At 39.6% G+C, this 17454-nt stretch carries 20 protein-coding genes and 1 other annotated feature (1 of these 21 running past the window's edge); of the genes, 4 read left to right on the top strand and 16 right to left on the bottom strand.

Annotated features, from left to right (window positions below; genetic code table 11):
- Positions 1 to 6 precede the first annotated feature (6 nt).
- The 6 genes from lgb_RS04280 to lgb_RS04255 form a co-directional block, all read right to left on the bottom strand.
- Positions 7 to 1473 (bottom strand): AcpB/EbpR/MafR family transcriptional regulator, encoded by a 1467-nt coding sequence (locus tag lgb_RS04280; protein WP_242810672.1) that lies wholly within the window; start codon positions 1471 to 1473, stop codon positions 7 to 9.
- Positions 1474 to 1632: 159 nt separating this feature from the next.
- Positions 1633 to 2844: a chloride channel protein gene (locus lgb_RS04275; RefSeq protein ID WP_019293554.1), complete on the bottom strand. Its 1212-nt coding sequence runs from the start codon at positions 2842 to 2844 to the stop codon at positions 1633 to 1635.
- A 176-nt stretch (positions 2845 to 3020) separates the two neighbouring features.
- Positions 3021 to 3260 (bottom strand): DUF896 domain-containing protein, encoded by a 240-nt coding sequence (locus lgb_RS04270; protein ID WP_004257921.1) that lies wholly within the window; start codon positions 3258 to 3260, stop codon positions 3021 to 3023.
- Positions 3261 to 3276: 16 nt separating this feature from the next.
- Positions 3277 to 5310 carry a glycine--tRNA ligase subunit beta gene (gene glyS, locus lgb_RS04265; protein WP_019293555.1) on the bottom strand — a complete coding sequence of 678 codons (2034 nt, stop codon included), beginning with the start codon at positions 5308 to 5310 and terminating at the stop codon, positions 3277 to 3279.
- Positions 5310 to 6278 (bottom strand): glycine--tRNA ligase subunit alpha, encoded by a 969-nt coding sequence (gene glyQ / locus lgb_RS04260; RefSeq protein WP_019292765.1) that lies wholly within the window; start codon positions 6276 to 6278, stop codon positions 5310 to 5312. Before glyQ ends, glyS begins: the two co-directional genes overlap by 1 nt.
- Positions 6279 to 6291: 13 nt before the next feature.
- The gene (locus tag lgb_RS04255) at positions 6292 to 7071 is read right to left on the bottom strand and encodes a formate/nitrite transporter family protein (protein ID WP_019292766.1); all 780 of its coding nucleotides are present in this window, start codon (positions 7069 to 7071) and stop codon (positions 6292 to 6294) included.
- Positions 7072 to 7388: 317 nt separating this feature from the next.
- Between lgb_RS04255 and lgb_RS04250 the strand changes: the two genes are divergently transcribed.
- Positions 7389 to 8411, top strand: coding sequence for an alpha/beta hydrolase (locus tag lgb_RS04250; RefSeq protein ID WP_019293556.1), 1023 nt, complete (start codon positions 7389 to 7391; stop codon positions 8409 to 8411).
- 34 nt (positions 8412 to 8445) lie between these two features.
- On the opposite strand, the gene lgb_RS04245 is transcribed toward lgb_RS04250, so the two are convergent.
- Together lgb_RS04245 and lgb_RS04240 are read right to left on the bottom strand one after the other, a co-directional pair.
- Positions 8446 to 9468 carry a DUF475 domain-containing protein gene (locus lgb_RS04245; RefSeq protein WP_019293557.1) on the bottom strand — a complete coding sequence of 341 codons (1023 nt, stop codon included), beginning with the start codon at positions 9466 to 9468 and terminating at the stop codon, positions 8446 to 8448.
- 12 nt (positions 9469 to 9480) lie between these two features.
- On the bottom strand, positions 9481 to 10104 hold the full coding sequence (locus lgb_RS04240) for a YigZ family protein (protein ID WP_019293558.1): 624 nt from the start codon (positions 10102 to 10104) through the stop codon (positions 9481 to 9483).
- A gap of 54 nt (positions 10105 to 10158) precedes the next feature.
- Here lgb_RS04240 and lgb_RS04235 point away from each other — a divergent pair, with 54 nt between their 5' ends.
- Both lgb_RS04235 and lgb_RS04230 read left to right on the top strand, forming a co-directional pair.
- Entirely contained in the window at positions 10159 to 11415 is a 1257-nt protein-coding gene (locus lgb_RS04235; protein WP_019293559.1) for an ATP-dependent helicase ComFA, read from the top strand.
- Positions 11412 to 12056: a ComF family protein gene (locus tag lgb_RS04230; protein ID WP_019293560.1), complete on the top strand. Its 645-nt coding sequence runs from the start codon at positions 11412 to 11414 to the stop codon at positions 12054 to 12056. Before lgb_RS04235 ends, lgb_RS04230 begins: the two co-directional genes overlap by 4 nt.
- A 2-nt stretch (positions 12057 to 12058) precedes the next feature.
- Here lgb_RS04230 and lgb_RS04225 read toward each other — a convergent pair whose 3' ends face one another.
- From lgb_RS04225 to ald, 5 genes are all read right to left on the bottom strand, one after another.
- Positions 12059 to 12520, bottom strand: coding sequence for a diacylglycerol kinase family protein (locus lgb_RS04225; RefSeq protein ID WP_019292772.1), 462 nt, complete (start codon positions 12518 to 12520; stop codon positions 12059 to 12061).
- A complete protein-coding gene (gene ybeY, locus lgb_RS04220) occupies positions 12504 to 12992 on the bottom strand; it encodes an rRNA maturation RNase YbeY (protein ID WP_019293561.1) in 489 nt (162 codons plus the stop codon). The genes lgb_RS04225 and ybeY overlap by 17 nt, the downstream gene beginning before the upstream one ends.
- 9 nt (positions 12993 to 13001) lie before the next feature.
- A complete protein-coding gene (locus tag lgb_RS04215; RefSeq protein WP_019292774.1) occupies positions 13002 to 13475 on the bottom strand; it encodes an NUDIX hydrolase in 474 nt (157 codons plus the stop codon).
- A gap of 1 nt (position 13476) precedes the next feature.
- The gene (locus lgb_RS04210; RefSeq protein WP_249663293.1) at positions 13477 to 14436 is read right to left on the bottom strand and encodes a PhoH family protein; all 960 of its coding nucleotides are present in this window, start codon (positions 14434 to 14436) and stop codon (positions 13477 to 13479) included.
- Between the two features lie 119 nt (positions 14437 to 14555).
- On the bottom strand, positions 14556 to 15662 hold the full coding sequence (gene ald, locus lgb_RS04205; RefSeq protein ID WP_019293562.1) for an alanine dehydrogenase: 1107 nt from the start codon (positions 15660 to 15662) through the stop codon (positions 14556 to 14558).
- Between the two features lie 309 nt (positions 15663 to 15971).
- On the opposite strand from ald, the gene lgb_RS04200 reads away from it, so the two are divergent.
- Positions 15972 to 16253, top strand: a complete 282-nt coding sequence (locus lgb_RS04200) for a P-loop NTPase family protein (RefSeq protein ID WP_227671623.1) — start codon at positions 15972 to 15974, stop codon at positions 16251 to 16253.
- A gap of 160 nt (positions 16254 to 16413) precedes the next feature.
- Here lgb_RS04200 and rpmA read toward each other — a convergent pair whose 3' ends face one another.
- From rpmA to rplU, 3 genes are read right to left on the bottom strand one after another with little or no spacing between them, the layout of a single operon-like run.
- Positions 16414 to 16698: a 50S ribosomal protein L27 gene (gene rpmA / locus lgb_RS04195; RefSeq protein ID WP_004257956.1), complete on the bottom strand. Its 285-nt coding sequence runs from the start codon at positions 16696 to 16698 to the stop codon at positions 16414 to 16416.
- A complete protein-coding gene (locus tag lgb_RS04190; RefSeq protein ID WP_004257958.1) occupies positions 16691 to 17035 on the bottom strand; it encodes a ribosomal-processing cysteine protease Prp in 345 nt (114 codons plus the stop codon). Before lgb_RS04190 ends, rpmA begins: the two co-directional genes overlap by 8 nt.
- A gap of 3 nt (positions 17036 to 17038) precedes the next feature.
- Complete coding sequence (gene rplU, locus lgb_RS04185) at positions 17039 to 17353, bottom strand: 50S ribosomal protein L21 (RefSeq protein WP_003136338.1); 315 nt, start codon at positions 17351 to 17353, stop codon at positions 17039 to 17041.
- A gap of 33 nt (positions 17354 to 17386) precedes the next feature.
- Positions 17387 to 17454: a sequence feature (ribosomal protein L21 leader region), on the bottom strand (it continues 5 nt past the right edge of the window).

The following is a 17454-nucleotide window of genomic DNA, read 5'->3' as shown; positions in this document are numbered from 1 at the left end:
GTATTCTTAGTTTAGAATTGCTTTCTTTTGAAATTTGGCTTTTTTTAAGTTTTCGATGCGTGATAAGAGCTCTTCAAAGTCATACTCACTGGAAAACTCGGAAAGGACATAGACAAACTTTCGATTGTCATTTCTTTTACTTGAGATAAGCAAGTCATAGCTCTGTCCCTCATGGTAATGTTCCAGTTTTATCTTTTCCACTGCTCTGAGACGATTTTTAAGATAATGTTCCATGGGGATTTGATAGGCTGGAGTATCAGACAAGTCATAAGCCACTGTCAGTTGTTGGGCAGATAAAAGTTCCAGCAACATCAAAGCATTGCGATAGCCAAAGAGGAGTTCAGGCAAATCCTGCGTTTTGGGAATATAACTTAAGGCGATATCTTTGAGATTATCCAGCAAATCTTGAAAACTCTTATCGACCCAGTTTTGCTCATGACTAAGCAAAGCTTCTTGGCTCTTTGTAAAGAGACTGCCATGGAAAAAGGCAAATTTATAATTGACTTGTGCCAGCTGATAACTGATGGCTTTTTCCTCTTCAAACCCTAAACGATGGGGACGATAGTGGTTCAGCATACGTTCTCTTAAAGAAATATTCAAGAGAACGGTGGGAATTTTTTTACTGCGGAAAATATCAAAGCGGTAATAACTTTCCTTATCTAAGATGAAAAAAGACAGGAGAAAACTGTAGAAAAAGATTGTCTCACAATTATTCTTGCTCTGTTTATCATAAATGTATTGATAAAAAAGAGAGTCCAACAGCTGATAAAGGTGATCGTCTTGGTAGGTTTTCTTCATTTCCAAAGATTGAGTGACCTGGATATCTGTAAGTTTACGCCTTTTTTCTGTAATGGCTAACCAACGGTAAAGTTTATCTTGGCTGCTTGCCGAAAAGGTTACTTTTAAGGTTTCTTCGAGTTGCAAGATAAAATCAACTTGAAACTTCGTGACTTGAAGCAAGTCTGGGCGAAATGTAGGATGAAGCGAATCAAACAACAAGTAGTAAAAATAACGAATCTGGCTTTCTTCGCCCAACAGCTTATTATTTTTGATTTGAAGCTCAAACTCGGCTAAAAGTTTATTCAGCTCTTTTATTTTGCGGAACAAGGTTGATTCACTGACCAGTAAGGCTTCTGCTAGTTCAAAAATCATGTAATTTTTTTGTTCTAAAAGCAAGAGAAGTAAGCGATACTTAATGCTGTCTTGGATTAAAAAACTGATGACTTCATCTAAACTTTGAGACTCTACCATATTTAGGGCAAGTTTATTGTCCTGGCGCATCACTTCCATAGGTTTCCCCATCATCTGTCCCAGATAAGAAATGTCCTCTAAGTAGCTTTCAATCGAAGGTCGAGAGAGATTTACCCCCTCACACAGTTCTTGCGCGGTTATCTTATCCCGTTTGAGGACCAACTGACGTAGAATCTTAACCTGTATTTGCTCTTTTTTTTCAAGTAAAGCTTCGATATTCACAGCTGCTCCTCTTCTTTTCTAAGCCAACATGTTTCGTAGGCGTTTTCATATTCTCTTTCTATTTTATCACTTCGCTATATTTTGTGATTAAAAATTGCTCATTCTGGACATAGGAAAATAGACAATAAAAAGAATAAGACCAAAAGCCTTATTCTTCTGTTAAACTTCTAAATTTAGTTTTCCTTGTGCATAGATCGAAGCATTACCATTGAGAATATAGGCAATAGTCACGATTGGCAGGATATATTGTACCGTACCAAAGCCAAAGACTTCTGCAGCAATGAAGATTGAAGCAAAATATGAGTTGGTTGCTGATGAAAAGACTGAAACATAGCCAGCAGCAGCGACCAAGCCAACAGGCAAGCCCAAAAGTAAGGCTAAGGTCGCGCCCAAACTTGCACCAATCGCAAAGAGTGGTGTTACTTCTCCCCCTTGGAAACCGGCTGAGATACTTAAGACAGTGAAGAGCAATTTCAGAAGCCAATCATAGGCATTGATATGTTCTCCATTAAAACTCATCGAAATCAGATTCGTCCCTAGGCCTGCATAACGATCAAGATGGATGAAGATGAGACCCAAGCTCAAAATCAGTCCCATAAGTAAGATACGGCGATAAGGATTAGTGAGTTTACTTGCCATATAAGTCTTCATAAAGGCTAAGCCTTGCGCAAAGATGCGCCCCACCAAGCCAAAGCAAATTGCCACAACGAGTAGCTTCAGAAGTACCAACGGATCAATATTTAAATCGGTATTGACCGCAAAGGAAAATTTTTCTAAACCTAAAGCATGAGATGTCGCACTGGCCGCATAGGAACCAACCAAAGCTGGGAAAAGTGCGATATATTCAATCTTGCCCACCATCAGGATTTCAATAGCAAAGAAAGTTGCAGCAATCGGTGTTTGAAAGAGACCGGCAAAACCGGCTGCCATCCCCGTAATCAAAAGCACTTTTTGTGCTTCCTTGGAAGATAATTTCCCACCGACTGTATGGCCAATCGTGGCACCAATCTGGACAGCTACACCTTCTCGACCAACACTGGCACCAAAAAGGTGCGATAGCCAAGTTGAAAAGATAATCAAGGGCACTAAACGCTTAGGAATGTCTTCTCGTCCTTTATTTCCCGCTTCAAAAATCAACCCCATTCCTTTTTGACTGTCTTTACCAAAACGCTGGTAGACATACACAATCAAAAGACCAGCTAAAGCCAAAAAAGGAAGAAAATACATGGGATGTGCGTCACGCGTCTCCGTAATATAAATCAAGCCACGCCCAAATAAAGCATCAACAGCTCCGATGATTACCCCAATCACAAGAGCTAAAACGGCATAAAGAACGGCCCATCTTGAGATTCCAATTTTTATATTTTTCATTAAAAGTAATTCCCCTTACCTGTATAATAATAGCAATAATGCAGAAATCAAAAAATCGATCCTGCCTAATAAAATGTTCAGGCAATTCCGCTGGGAATTGTCGTCTAACATGAGCTCCTTCAGGAGCAAATCTGGGAGCGTATTAAAAACAGGCCGAGCACAAAGCTCGACCACTTTTAATCACGCATACCTTTGGCGCGTTGAATGTCTTTAAGCTTTTCTGGTGTGATGTCTTTGCCATCTTCATCCACCAATTTTACTGCTTCAACTTGACCGCGGAGATTTTCACGTACGCTATCAAGATAGATACGGCGCAATTCAGCACGTTCTGCAGTTTCGGCTTCTGTTAGTCCTTCTGCTTTGTGTTTACGAGCAAGTTCATTGATACGTTCCACTTGTTCATTTGTGATTGCCATAAGACCAATATCCTCCTTATTTTGTATTGATTAAACTAAAGTCAGCCATTGTTCCGGTAAGTGCTGACAGCTCTGTAAGCAAGGCCAGACGATTGTGACGTACTTTTTCATCTTCTGCCATAACCATTACATTTTCAAAGAAATTGTTAATGGCTGGAACGCCTTTGTTGACCAGAATATCATATTTTTCAGAGGCAGACAAGTTTGCCCAACCTGCTTTAATTTCTTCTGTAGCTTCGTAAAGCATGCCTTCAGCATCGTTCTCAAAGAGCTCAGAAGAAACCGTTCCGACATGATCGGCTTTTTTCGCCAAGTTGATCACACGTGAAATATTTTCAATAGCTGGTTTAAAAGTTTCTTCGTCCTTATGACTGTTAAGCATTGGCGCAATTTCCATCATGTTAGCAATATCAATTGTATCTGCCGCAATTGTTGCTTCAACAATATCGTGACGGATTTTCTTATCCAGTAGAAGTTTTTGCACACGACCTTTGAGGAAATCAATAACTTGCTCTTTATTTTCATAATCAAGTGCGGCGATAAACTCAGAAAAGTCAAAGTGCCAGTTGAATTTCTCAATAATACGTGTCAATCCTTGCGCTGCACGACGCAAAGCGTAAGGGTCATTTGAGCCTGAAGGAATTAAGCCTGCGCTAAAGAACGAAAGAATGCTGTCGATTTTATCTGCAGCAGCCAAAACACTTCCGACAGCAGTTTCCGGCAAATCTCCTTCAGCAGATACCGGCATATAATGCTCACGAACTGCTGCTGCTACGTTGCCATTCTCTCCTGCAAGAAGAGCATATTTTTCACCCATAACGCCTTGAAGTTCATCAAATTCACCAACCATACCTGTCAAAAGGTCAAATTTATAAATATCTGCTGCACGCGCCACATCCGTCTTTTCAGTTTCTGTCAGCTTGGCAATATCCGCCAGATGTGCTGCAATTGCTTTTGTACGAGCCATATGTTCTGTGATTGAACCGATTTTTGCATGGAAAGTTACATTTTCAAGTTTCTTCACAAGATCTGCAATTTTTAACTTTTGATCTTCTTTCCAGAAGAACTCAGCATCTTCCAAACGGGCAACCAAAACTTTTTCATTACCTAAGATGACATTCTTCATACCTTCAGCATTACCATTACGCACGGAGATAAAGTGCGGTGCGAGCTTACCTTCTGCAGTATAAACTTCAAAATAACGTTGGTTATCACGCATTGAAGTAACCAGAACTTCTTCCGGAACTGACAAATACTTTTCATCAAAGCTGCCGACAAAAGCAGTTGGGTACTCGACTAGGTTATTGACTTCTTCAAGAAGTTCAACATGTTTTTCGTCTGAAAGTTCAACTTTCCAACCATGTTCAGCTGCAATTTTTTTGATTTGTTGGCTAATTTCAGCTTTACGTGCTCCAGCATCAACCATAACAAAATTATCAGTCAAAACTTTGGCATAATCTGTCGCATGTTCAAGTGTAAATACTTGGTTTGAAAGGAAGCGGTGACCACGTGTTGTATTTCCTGCAGTCACATCAAGAATGTCAAAGGGAACCACTTCGGCATCTAGTAAAGAAATCATCCATTGGATTGGGCGCACGAAGAGGAAGCTATTATTTCCCCATTTCATGTAAGTTTTGAACTGCATTTTAGAAATGACATCATCGCCAACTTTTGTCAATATTTCTTGTGCAGCTACGCCCGCAATATGTTTGTTTGCGAAATAGTAATCGCCCTTGAGGACCAATTCGTCAGGTGTTACGCCTTGTCCACGAGAGAAACCTTGAATGGCTTTTGACCAGTTTCCTTCAGCATCTTTAGCAATTTTAGCAGATGGACCTTTGACTTCTTCGTCCATTGCTTCGGAATTTTCAGCAAGTCCTTCCACCAAAACAGCCAAACGACGTGGTGTTGAAAATTTGCGGATAGCATCAAATTCTAAACGATTTTCATTCAAAAAGTCTGAAAGACGTTCTGCCAATTGATTGATTGCAGGTGTTACCAAGTGGGCTGGCATTTCTTCCAAGCCAATTTCGAGTAAATAGTTTGCCATTATTTTGCCTCCTGTTCTTCTGCCAATTGTGCCAGAACTTTTGTATATTTCCCTTTTTCTCCCAGATATTTCTCACGTAAGTCTTCATCTTTTAAAAGTGGGAAACCAAGTTTAGCACGTTCTTCAATAAATGTTTTGGCAACTTTACGCGCCATTGTACGTACGCGGTGCAGGTAGCCAGCACGTTCAGTTACCGAAACTGCGCCACGTGCATCCAAAAGGTTAAAGGTATGAGAGCTCTTCAAGATAAAGTCATAAGCAGGGTGAACCAAACCTAAGTCCAGTAATTTAAGTGCTTCTGCTTCGTACTTGTTAAACAAGTCTAAAAGCATATCTTGATCAGACTCTTCAAAAGCAAATTTTGAGTGCTCATATTCTGGTTCTTTGAAAATATCACCATAGAGCACGCCATTTCCCCATTCGAGATCGTAGACACTGTCAACTTCTTGAATAGCTGTTGCTAAGCGTTCTAGACCATAGGTAATTTCAGAAGTTACAGAATCCACTTCAATACCACCCACTTGTTGGAAATAAGTAAACTGTGTACATTCTTGTCCATCAATCCAAACTTCCCAACCAATACCGGCACAACCCATTGATGGATTTTCCCAGTTATCTTCAACAAAACGAATATCATGCTCCAAAGCATCAATCCCTAGGGCAGCTAAACTTTCCAAGTAAAGTTCTTGGATATTTTTGGGTGAAGGTTTCATCACCACTTGAAATTGGTGGTGTTGGAAAAGACGGTTAGGATTTTCACCATAACGTCCATCTGCAGGTCGACGTGAAGGTTGTACATAAGCTGCTGACCAAGGTTCCGGTCCATTTGAACGCAAGAAAGTATAAGGACTCATCGTTCCTGCACCAACTTCGTTATCGTAGGCTTGCATCAAGTTTGCACCTTGCTTAGACCAAAAAGCCTGCAAAGTCAGAATCATATCTTGAAATGATAATTTATTATTTGACATTTAATTCTCCTTATTATTTATTAAGTTCATTCATTTGGCGTTTATATCCAAGGAAGTAGAAACCAGCAACGAAAATCACACCACCAATGATATTTCCAGCATAGACAAGACTGAAATTGCGGATGAATTCCATCCATGTGGCGCCACCTTCAAAGATTGCAGCGGGGATGGCAAAAGCATTTGCCACACTGTGCTGGAAACCAATTGCAACAAAAGCCATTGTCGGGAACCAGATTACCATTACTTTTCCTGCTGCATCTTTGGCTCCGTAAGAAAGCCACATCGCAAGGCCTACAAACCAGTTACACCCTACTCCAGAAACCAAAGTCTGAAGCCAGGTTGCATTTATTTTCGAGTGCGCAACGGTGATTAATTCCTCACGATACACACCTGTACTTGTCAACCCAACAATGTGTGCAAAAAAGAAAGCCACAAAGAAGGCACCCAGAAGATTAAAAATAGTGATGACAATCCAGTTTTTGAGCAAATCTGAAAATTTTACTTTCTTTGCAAAGAAAGATACAGAAACAGCCGTCATATTAGATGTAATGAGCTCGCCACCGCCCATTAAAATAACAATCAAACCAATAGGAAACACTGCTGCACCGATGAAACTTGCCAAACTTCCAAAATCATCGACGACACTTGATATGACACGGATATAAAGCAGATAACCTAAAGAGATTAACGCGCCTCCAATAAAGCCAAGTACAGCTTTTTCTAACATCGGTCGTTTGACCTTTTCTTGTCCATGGTGAATAGTTGCAGCCAATATTTCTGCTGGATTCATCATAATGTTCCACTCCTTAAAATAATATAAAAACCGCGCAATACACCTGTCCTAAGACAAAGGGTGCTATGCACGGTTCCACCTTTATTTTTTACTTCATTCGTATTGCAATGATTTTGGGCCATTTTAAATCTCGGCTTTCACTGTCCCGAGTCGCTTGCTTTACCTTAAAATTGTAGTCCTTTTTGCTGAAAATGTCAAGGCCAGACTTAAAGTTTTTAGTGTTTCCGATTTGAAGGGGCTAAAGAGAGATTCAGCTTGCTGAACCCTTTTTCAAAAATCATTTGCAACATGAAATAATTTGATATAATAAGTTCATCATGAAAAAATTATTTAAGGTTATAAGTTTATTGTTAGGCTTTCTTGTGGTATTAATTTTAGGATTGTTGCTGGTGTTTAATCTCTCCCCACGCCCCGGGGCTTTTGTGATTAATCGTCTTTTTGCTAAAAGTGGCGGAAAGATAACAGATCAAAATACCTATGAGTCCACGAAGAAAAAAGTCCTTTTGAAAAGTGACATCAGCTATAATTCAGAAAAAAAAAGAAATACCTTTGACATTTACATGCCTCAAAATGCCAAAGGCCCTATTCCTGTAATTATCTGGGTTCATGGTGGTGCTTATGTCGGAGGAAATAAAACCGATGTTAAAGAATTTGCCACTAAGATTGCGCATGATGCTCAAGTTGCTGTTATCTGTCCTAATTATGCACTTGCACCTGATGCACAATATCCCAGCCAAATTCAGCAAATAAACGAACTAGTAGAAGACTTGCTCCATCGTCAAGCTGAATACCCTTCACTTGATTTCAATAAAATTATTCTTGGAGGAGATAGCGCTGGTGCCCAGATTGCGGCCCAATATGCGGCCATCCAAACCAATAAAGTTTATGCAAATGCATTAAACTTCAAACCCCTCCTCTCTCAGCAAAATTTAAAAGGAGTCATCTCTTATTGCGGGCCTGTAAACTTGCAGGAAAAGGCACATGATAAGTCAAATAATTTATTGCTTAAAGCTTTCACCAAAACTGTAGCTTGGTCACTCTTAGGTACAACAGACTGGAAAACCAATCCACATCTAAAACAAGCAAGCGTGGTTCCAGCCGTAACAGAAAACTATCCGCCCACTTATATTACGGATGGTAATACTCTTAGTTTCGCTCCAGAAGGTGAAGCGTTGGCAAAGCGTTTAAAGGAGCTAAATGTTCCTGTATCCGAGCTTTTCTTTAATGATTCCAGTAAAAAAATTGGACATGAGTATCAATTTGATTACCGTACGAAAGAAGCACAGCTCTGCTACGAGCAAACACTCCAATTCATTCAAGAAAATACCCTACAACATTAAAAAAGCTGCACAAGAGGTGCAACTTTTTTGTTTTTTAATGTGTTCGATTGTAAATAATGCTTGAGATAAAGGATAACACGATAATAATCCCGCCAAGTAAACCTGTCACTGCCTCACCAATTTCCCAATGGATACTTGCCAAAATCAGAATGGCTAAGGTAAGAATCGCCCAATGCGCACCGTGTTCTAAATAAACAAGTTCATTCAGTGTTCCTTTTTCTACCAAGTAAAGAGTCAGTGAGCGGACAAACATTGCTCCGATAACACCTAGCCCAAGTAGGATAATAATAGGGTCTGAGGTAATGGCGAAGGCCCCAATAACACCATCAAAACTAAAGGAAGCATCAATAACTTCCAGGTAAAGGAAGAGCGAGAAAGCTGCTCTTCCCACAGCGTAAGTCGTCTGACCTGCTGTTTCGGTAGGCATGTGCTCGGTCATCATATCGCCAAAGCCATTCACCAACATATAAGTTACAATCCCCAAAACACCTGAGAATAGAACAGTGTGTGCATCAGCCGCGATAAATTCAGCAGTCAATAAAAGAACAAGCATTGAAATTATCGCATTTGCTGCAGGAAAATGACCAACCTGTTGTAAGACTTTTTCGGGCAATTTTAGCCATGTATGTGCTCTTTGATCAAAGAAAAAACCAAGTGCAAGCATCAAAAGAAACATTCCACCAAATGCAGCGATTGAAGGATGCGCATGGTGTAAAATATAACCGTAGGTCCCTGGAACACTGGGATCACCTTTTTCTAAAGCTAAGCGCATGGCACTTATCGGATCCAGTTTTGCGGAGACACCAACAATCAAAAGCGGAAAGACCAAGCGCATCCCCACAACAGCAATTAAAATCCCCACCGTCAAAAATATTTTACGCCAAGCATGGCTCATACGCTCCAAAATACGTGCATTAACAATAGCATTATCCATGGAAAGTGAAATTTCCAACACTGCTAGGATAGCTGTAATCATTAAACCATCCCATCCGGCGTAGAGGTAAGCGATAATCAACGCAATAATACTAACAATAAACGAGCTTCTAAAAATTTTCATAAATCCCTTTTTCTAAATATCAACTTCCACCAGTTGCTTGTCCCCTTTTGCCGCGGAAATTTTTCCACTGAACTGTTCAACCAAATTGTCCAAAAGTTGCTCTGTCTTATCCAAGTCAACAAAGAGCTTGACCGTAACATCGGAGAGAAATTCACTCTCTGAGATGACTAAGCCTTGGGAACTTAAAAAGCGCTGTAGACCGTCATAATTCCCATAATCAAGAGTCAAGATTAATTGCTCCTGTGTGACAAATTTGACCAAACCAACCTGATCTAGAGCATGGCCAACACTCCCCGCATATGCACGGATTAAACCACCAGCACCGAGTTTAATTCCCCCAAAATATCGAGTCACAACTGCGCAAACGTTGGTAATTTCTCTTTTCTTAAGAATTTCCAACATAGGTACACCAGCTGTACCAGAAGGTTCGCCATCATCACTTGAACGCTGGATCTCCTGACGGTCGCCTAAAGTAAAGGCGGAACAATTATGATTCGCCTTATGATGCTCTTTTTTTATTTCAGAAATAAAAGCTCGTGCTTCTTCCTCAGTATAAACGCGCTTCAAATGGCAAATGAAGCGCGATTTTTTGATTTCTTCTTCTGCAATGAAATCCTCTTTTATGGTAATTGTCATAAATAAATTTTATCAAAAATAGTGAAAACATGCGACTTTTTTCGTCTTAAAGGTATGAATGAATTATATGGTAGACTCCTTTTACAAAAAGAATTGTCGAAAATCCCAGACAAAGCAATACTTTTTGATAGTATGCACGATATTTCAAGAACAGTGATTATGTGCAATCGCTGCGGTAAAAAAAGTAAGAAAAAAGAGGTCTTACTCCCCGTTGGTGCTTATTATTGTCCCCATTGTATTCAGATGGGACGTGTTCGCTCGGATGAAAAACTTTATCACCTTCCTCAGGAGGATTTTTTAGCAGCTTCTTTTCTAAACTGGCAGGGAAAACTCACACCCCCTCAGCAATATATATCTGATACTCTAGTCAAATTACATCAGCAACAAAAAACGGTGCTGGTGCAGGCTGTCACGGGTGCAGGAAAAACTGAAATGATTTATCAGATGATTGATAACACCCTTAAAAAAGGAAAAGCTGTAGGTTTAACTAGTCCTCGTATTGATGTCTGTCTAGAACTCTACTATCGCTTAAAGCGAGATTTTTCTTGTCCCATCTCGCTTTTACACGGAAAAAGTGAGAAATACAGCCGCTCGCCACTCGTAATTGCGACGACACATCAGCTTATGCGTTTTCGTCATGCCTTTGACTTAGTCATTCTTGATGAGGTTGATGCTTTTCCATTTCCAGATAATGACATGCTCTCTTTTGCACTGACTCAAGCTCGTAAACCTTCTTCAAGCTTGATTTATCTTACTGCAACAACCACCAATAATTTGGAAAAACAAGTCAAGTTGGGGCAAATCGAAAAGTTACAACTTCCCCGACGTTTTCATGGTTTTCCATTGGTACTCCCGCAATTTTTTTGGCAGAGCAAGTTTTACAAAATGGTCAAAAAACAACGCGAATCTGGTTTCCCATTACTTATCTTTGTCCCTGAAATAAGACTGGGAGAAAAACTGAGCCAAGACTTACAGAGTAGTTTTCCTCATGAAGAAATTGCCTTTGTTGCTTCAACGAGTCTTGAACGCTTAGAGGCTGTGGAACGTTTTCGTCAGGGCAATATTTCTATCCTTGTCTCAACGACTATTTTAGAACGTGGTGTAACTTTTCCTAAGGTTGACGTTTTTGTATTTCAAAGTCATCACCATAATTTCACAAGATCAAGCCTCATCCAAATTGCCGGACGAGTAGGTCGAAGTACCGAAAGACCTGATGGCAAAGTGTTTTTCTTTCATTTAGGAAAAACAACAGCAATGTTGGAAGCTTATAAAAATATCAGAAATATGAATAAGGCAGGAGGTTTCCAATGATTTGTTTGCTTTGCCATACTGAATACACTATTGAAGCTACTTTCCATCAACTTTTTCTCTTAAAAGACTCTTCTCCCGGGCTTTGTACAACCTGTCACAATAAGTTTCAACTAATTACTCCACCTTATTGTAGCCGCTGTTATAAGCCAGACATAAAGGACGTCTGCTCTGACTGCAAGATTTGGGAAAAGGAAGGCATTATTGTAAATCATCAAGCTGTCTTTACCTATAATACAGCCATGGAAGAATTCTTTAGTCGTTACAAATTTTTGGGAGATTATCGCCTACATCATGTTTTTCACAAATATTTTCAAATAGAAAAAGGATATACGATTGTTCCAATCCCCGTGAGTAAGCAACGCTTTCAAGAGAGAGGTTTCAATCAGGTCGCTGCGCTCCTGCAGCAACTTCCTTTCAGTTCTCTTCTGGAAAAAGAAGAAGGTCCTGCACAAAATACACGTACCAGAAATGAACGTCTTAAAAACAAAAATACCTTTACTTTAAAAGCAAAGGTAAAAGTGCCAGATAAAATTTTACTGGTGGATGACGTTTATACTACCGGTCGAACGCTCCAACATGCTATAGCTGTCTTAAAACAAGGAGGGGCTCAGGAAATCAAAACCTTTTCCTTATGCCGTTGAGTTTAAAAGAAAAGATGCCAAATTTTAGGTAAGAAGATAAACGCAGCAACAATCACGGCAAAACCAGAAATGACTAAAACAGCTCCTGCAGCCATATCTTTGGCTCTTTTGGCGCGCAAATGAAATTGGTAATCAGCAGCCAAATCAACCACATTCTCAATAGCCGAATTGAAGAGCTCTGCCATAAAGACTAAAAAGATGGCAAGAAAAAGGAAAAGCCACTCAAATTCTTGAATTTGCAAAACAACACCTAGGATCAAAGCCAACACACCAGAAAGCGTATGCTTGCGCATATTTCTTTCTTCTTTAAAAGCTGTCCAGATACCCGTAATTGCGAACTCCATGCTGGAAATAACATTCGTATTTTTCCAACGTTTACGCTGGGTATTCTCTGGGACTTCACCGTCCGCAAAGTCTTCCTTATTGAAAATTTTTACATCTTTTTCGTTATCTTTTAAGTCCATAAGCAGTCAAAATCTCCTCCTGAAGTCCGAACATTTCTGCTTCTTCTTCTGGAGAATAATGATCGTAACCATTAATGTGTAAGAAGCCATGAACAGCTAACCAGCCATATTCACGTTCAAGGGAATGCCCATAATCTGCTGCTTGCTCGGCAGCTTTATCGATTGAGATAAAGAGTTCACCAATAAAAGGATCAAGCTCCTCCATCAACTCTTCTGGAATATCCATATCTTCATCAAAGAAAAACTCATCTTCATCAGGCTTATATTCAAGCGAAATAACATCCGTCGGTGCATCTTTCTCTCTATATTCCAGATTAATTTCTTGTGAGCGCGCATTATCAACGAAAGTAACAGACATTTCTTTTGAGTCGGCAAGCTTTATATAATCTGCAGCAAAGCTTAATAACTTTTCAGTTTGCTCAATAATTTCTTTTGAAACTTTTCCTGTTTCATCAACTAATTCTATATACATTCTTTTCCCTTATATATTTTCGATGTTCTCTCTCATTTTTTTCGCAAAATCTAAGAGCGGTGTTCTTGTTGAAGGCATAATATTTTCTGGCAATTGGTCAAATGCAAACCATTGTGCATCCAGAACTTCGCTTTCTTCAAAAACCATTTGACCTGAAAAATCATTGCTGACATAAACAGTATCTACAATATGAACTTCATCACCATTTGGATAGCAAAAATGCTGTTCCTCTCCAGAACATACGGTAAATAGCTCCATGTTTCCTACAGTCAAACCTATCTCTTCAAAAAGCTCTCTGCTCGCAGCTTCTTCTGCTGTTTCTCCAGGTTCGATTGAACCCCCATGATAAGACCAACACCCTGTATCCTTACGTTTCTGAAGCAAGATTCCATCTTCATTATAGATAATTATGCTAGCACATGCAACAACAAGTGGGCGCGGGCCCAATATTTTACGTAAGTCGAGAACATAACCTTCAGACATCTCACTCTCCTTTTTTCTCGTAAGCATTAATAATTTGAGCTACAACAGGATGACGAACGACGTCCTTAGCTGTAAAGTAGACAAAATCAATACTATTTAAACCAGAAAGTTTTTCTTTTGCGTCAATCAAACCAGATTTAGCCTTAGCCGGCAAATCAATCTGTGAAATATCACCATTGACAATCATTTTTGAGTTGAAGCCCAAACGTGTCAGGAACATTTTCATTTGCATCGTTGTTGTGTTTTGCGCTTCATCCAAGATAACAAAGGCATCATCTAAAGTACGTCCACGCATGTAAGCTAAAGGTGCAATTTCAATGATCCCACGCTCCATCATACGTTCCGTTGCATTTTTTCCTAAAATCTGGAAGAGTGCATCATAAACAGGGCGCAGATAAGGATCTACTTTTTCTTGCAAATCTCCCGGTAAGAACCCCAGATTTTCACCAGCCTCTACAGCCGGACGTGTCAAAATAATGCGTTTCACCTGACCATTACGCAATGCTTGGACTGCCATAACGACAGCCAAAAAGGTTTTCCCGGTCCCAGCAGGACCAATGCCGAAGACGACATCATGATGCTTCACACTGTCTACATAGAGCTTTTGCCCCACATTTTTTAACCGAATTGGTGTACCAACTGCATCTTTAGTGAGCTCAATTTCATAAAGTGTAATGAAATTTTCGATATTATCTTCAAGCACCATTTTAACTGCAATCATCGCATCAGAGCTATGGACAGGTAAACCACGAGAAATCAAAACTAAAAGAGCCTGTAAAACTTTACGTGCTTGCTCAGGCGCTACTTCATTATCAGCAAAAATCTGTACGCGCTCCCCGCGATAGTTTATATCAACAGCAAGTTGAGATTCAATCAACTGTGCATTTTTATCCTGTGAACCAAAAAGTAAAACTGCATCTTCTGGATTTTCCAACTTAAATTCTACGGAATGTCTAGCCAAACAAATACCTTCCTGTTCTTTTATTTATAATCTTTGTCTCATTATACCATATTTCAAGGTTTATACGCTTCCATACCTTTCATGCAAGCAAAAAGATCATTGGGAAGCCCCAATAATCTTTACTTAATTTTTGTATAAGGAAGCCCAATCGAATCAGCCAACGCAGGCGACACTATTTTTCCTTTATAGACACTCATACCAGAGCGAAGCGATTCACTAAGATTAAGTGCTTTTTCTAAACCATTGTCGGCAATCTGCTTCAAGTATTCTATATTCCCTTTAGACATTACCAAAGTTGAAGTACGGGGTGTCGCCCCTGGCATATTTGGCACTGCATAATGAATGACATTGTGTCTTGTAAATACCGGTTCTGCATGATTCGTTGCGTGATCAATAGTTTCAACCGTCCCTCCTTGATCAATAGCGATATCAACAATCACAGCACCTGGTTTCATTGATTTGACCATATACTCTTTCACAAGCTTTGGTGGTTTAGCCCCAGGAATCAGAATTGTTGAAATAAAAACGTCTGCTTTTTTTATGTGCTCTTCAAGTGCTTCGGTTGTTGACTTGACGACCTGCAGCTTTTTACCCGCATAACGCGTTTCCAGCTCTTGAATACGTGTATCACTCAGCTCTAAAATAAGGACGGAACAACCAATACTCAAGGCAATATCTGCTGCATTTTCTGCTGCAGTACCACCACCAAATATAACGATATGTCCTGCCTCGATACCACTTTCGGGAATGCCTGGAAGTAGAATTCCTTGTCCCCCGTGTTGTTTTTCCAGATAATATTGTCCAATATTAACGGCACGTCGTCCCGCAATTGCACTCAAGGGTTTGAGTAATGGAAAAATTCCCTCCGTAGCGATATTTTCAGCCGAAAAAGCAGTCACCTTCATTTCTATCATTTTTTCAACACAAGCTTTATTTGCAGGTAAATGTAAAAATCCCCAGATTATTTGTCCCTCTTTAAGGTATTGATATTCTTCCTCTAGGGGCTCTTTTACGCGAACCATCATTTCTGCTTCCCATGCTTCTTCACGTTCCACTATCTTGGCTCCCGCTGCGATATACTGCTCATTTGGAAAACCAGCACCAAAACCTGCATTATTTTCAACATATAGCGTATGCCCGGCCTCTACCAAAAATTTTACATTTTCCGGCGTCATTCCGACACGTGCTTCCCCTTGTTTCAAGTCTTTTACTACACCAATTTTCATTCTTTTCTCCTTCAATGCAACTCAAATTTATAGAGTAAATATACCATAAATAAAGCGCTTAACTTACGAAAAGGGAAAATAACACTGTCTTTTTAGAATAATAAGATATTTTTGTTTTCTATTCTACAAGATATATTTTTAGTGAAAAGTAAGATGTATTCACGTCTTATATAGTGTAAAGAAAAACAAGACATTATTCATTGTAGAGTTTCCTATGTTGCAGCACTTGATATTTTTGAGCCTAATCTTCGAGCGATCGATTATATTAAGGTTTTGACAAAGACAGAGCTAAAAAGCGCAGAAAAATACATGCCCTTATTTTCTGCTTCACGCTTCTTTAAAAAACCAATCAAAAAATATTCTCTCGGAATGAAAGAAATACTGGCTTTCATTTACACTGTAAGCCTTGAAGCAGACCTTATCATTGTCGATGAGCTGATGAATGGGCTTGACAATGCGATGCGTGCCAAAGCCTTCCAAATCTTAAAAGAGCTTTTCCAAAACAAAAATCATTCTGCTTACCTCCCATATCTTAGAAGAGGTGGAAAAATATTGCGACCAAGTCTATTTTCTTTCAAAATATGGTTTTGATGATGTCCTAAATTTTAGGGAAGCACAAAAATTAATCCAGGAAACTCAAGTATTTATGTAAAGAAAAGACATGAATCTGTCCCTCCAGAGTGGGCTTTCCTCATTGTCTTTTCTTTTATATTTATAAAAAAAGCCTCTCCGAAGAGAGACTCGTTTACCATTATTTAGCTACTGCTGGGTAAACTGAAACGTGTTTTTTACCACGTTTCATTTCAAATTTAACGTGTCCTTCGATTTTAGCGAAGAGAGTGTCATCGCCACCACGACCAACGTTAGCACCTGGATGGATATGTGTACCACGTTGACGGAAAAGGATTGAACCGCCGCTTACAAGTTCACCGTCAGATGCTTTAGCACCAAGACGTTTAGCTTGTGAGTCACGACCATTGGAAGTAGAACCCCCACCTTTTTTGTGGGCGAAGAGTTGCAGATTAAGTTCAAGCATTATATTGCCCTCCATTTTCAATTTTAAGTGTAATGTATTGGCTGTAATTATTTGATACTTCTCGCATAGCATTTTCAAACGCTTGGAGAAGTGTTTGAGCCAATTCGCCTTGTCTTTCAGGAGTACTCAAAGGTATTTCAACATAAAGATAACCATCTTCCATATTGGCAATAGGTTTAATCTTTGCCATTTCATAGAGATTATTTGCTGTTGTAATTGACAACACACTCACAGCTGCACAGACCACATCGTGACCATATTCACCTGATTCAGCATGTCCAGAGATTTCATAGGAAACTATTTTATCTCGCTTTGTCCTGATAACCGCTTCAATCATGCCTTAAGCGTTGATTGATTTGATAACAACCTTAGTGTAAGGTTGACGGTGACCTTGTTTACGGTGTGAGTGTTTTTTAGGTTTATATTGGAAAGTAACAACTTTCTTTTGTTTACCATGTTTTTCAACTTCACCGACAACTGTTGCACCTGAAACGAGTGGAGCACCAACTTTAGTAGTAGCACCGCCGACAAGAACAACTTCATCAAAAGTTACAGTTTGACCAGCTTCAACGTTAAGTTTTTCAACGTAGATAACTTGTCCTTCTTCAACTTTGACTTGTTTACCACCAGTTTTGATGATTGCGTAGTTTGACATTGTGATTCCTCCTTGTTAGATTTTGTGCCGTAAAACGACTGTAAGACTCGCCTTGGACCGTGAGCTAATGCTACTTAAACGGTACCTCGTGCGGTTGTACT

The sequence above is a fragment of the Lactococcus petauri genome (assembly GCF_023499275.1).
Lineage (GTDB): Bacteria > Bacillota > Bacilli > Lactobacillales > Streptococcaceae > Lactococcus > Lactococcus petauri.
Note: the sequence above shows the minus strand (reverse complement) of the source record. Positions and strands in the feature narration are given on the sequence as shown.

Coding starts and splice junctions, on each gene's coding strand:
- lgb_RS04275 (WP_019293554.1), bottom strand. CDS start 2,844: ATGAAAAATATAAAAATTGGAATCTCAAGATGGGCCGTTCTTTATGCC.
- lgb_RS04270 (WP_004257921.1), bottom strand. CDS start 3,260: ATGGCAATCACAAATGAACAAGTGGAACGTATCAATGAACTTGCTCGT.
- glyS (WP_019293555.1), bottom strand. CDS start 5,310: ATGGCAAACTATTTACTCGAAATTGGCTTGGAAGAAATGCCAGCCCAC.
- glyQ (WP_019292765.1), bottom strand. CDS start 6,278: ATGTCAAATAATAAATTATCATTTCAAGATATGATTCTGACTTTGCAG.
- lgb_RS04255 (WP_019292766.1), bottom strand. CDS start 7,071: ATGATGAATCCAGCAGAAATATTGGCTGCAACTATTCACCATGGACAA.
- lgb_RS04250 (WP_019293556.1), top strand. CDS start 7,389: ATGAAAAAATTATTTAAGGTTATAAGTTTATTGTTAGGCTTTCTTGTG.
- lgb_RS04245 (WP_019293557.1), bottom strand. CDS start 9,468: ATGAAAATTTTTAGAAGCTCGTTTATTGTTAGTATTATTGCGTTGATT.
- lgb_RS04240 (WP_019293558.1), bottom strand. CDS start 10,104: ATGACAATTACCATAAAAGAGGATTTCATTGCAGAAGAAGAAATCAAA.
- lgb_RS04235 (WP_019293559.1), top strand. CDS start 10,159: ATGAATGAATTATATGGTAGACTCCTTTTACAAAAAGAATTGTCGAAA.
- lgb_RS04230 (WP_019293560.1), top strand. CDS start 11,412: ATGATTTGTTTGCTTTGCCATACTGAATACACTATTGAAGCTACTTTC.
- lgb_RS04225 (WP_019292772.1), bottom strand. CDS start 12,520: ATGGACTTAAAAGATAACGAAAAAGATGTAAAAATTTTCAATAAGGAA.
- ybeY (WP_019293561.1), bottom strand. CDS start 12,992: ATGTATATAGAATTAGTTGATGAAACAGGAAAAGTTTCAAAAGAAATT.
- lgb_RS04215 (WP_019292774.1), bottom strand. CDS start 13,475: ATGTCTGAAGGTTATGTTCTCGACTTACGTAAAATATTGGGCCCGCGC.
- ald (WP_019293562.1), bottom strand. CDS start 15,662: ATGAAAATTGGTGTAGTAAAAGACTTGAAACAAGGGGAAGCACGTGTC.
- lgb_RS04200 (WP_227671623.1), top strand. CDS start 15,972: ATGCCCTTATTTTCTGCTTCACGCTTCTTTAAAAAACCAATCAAAAAA.
- rpmA (WP_004257956.1), bottom strand. CDS start 16,698: ATGCTTGAACTTAATCTGCAACTCTTCGCCCACAAAAAAGGTGGGGGT.
- lgb_RS04190 (WP_004257958.1), bottom strand. CDS start 17,035: ATGATTGAAGCGGTTATCAGGACAAAGCGAGATAAAATAGTTTCCTAT.
- rplU (WP_003136338.1), bottom strand. CDS start 17,353: ATGTCAAACTACGCAATCATCAAAACTGGTGGTAAACAAGTCAAAGTT.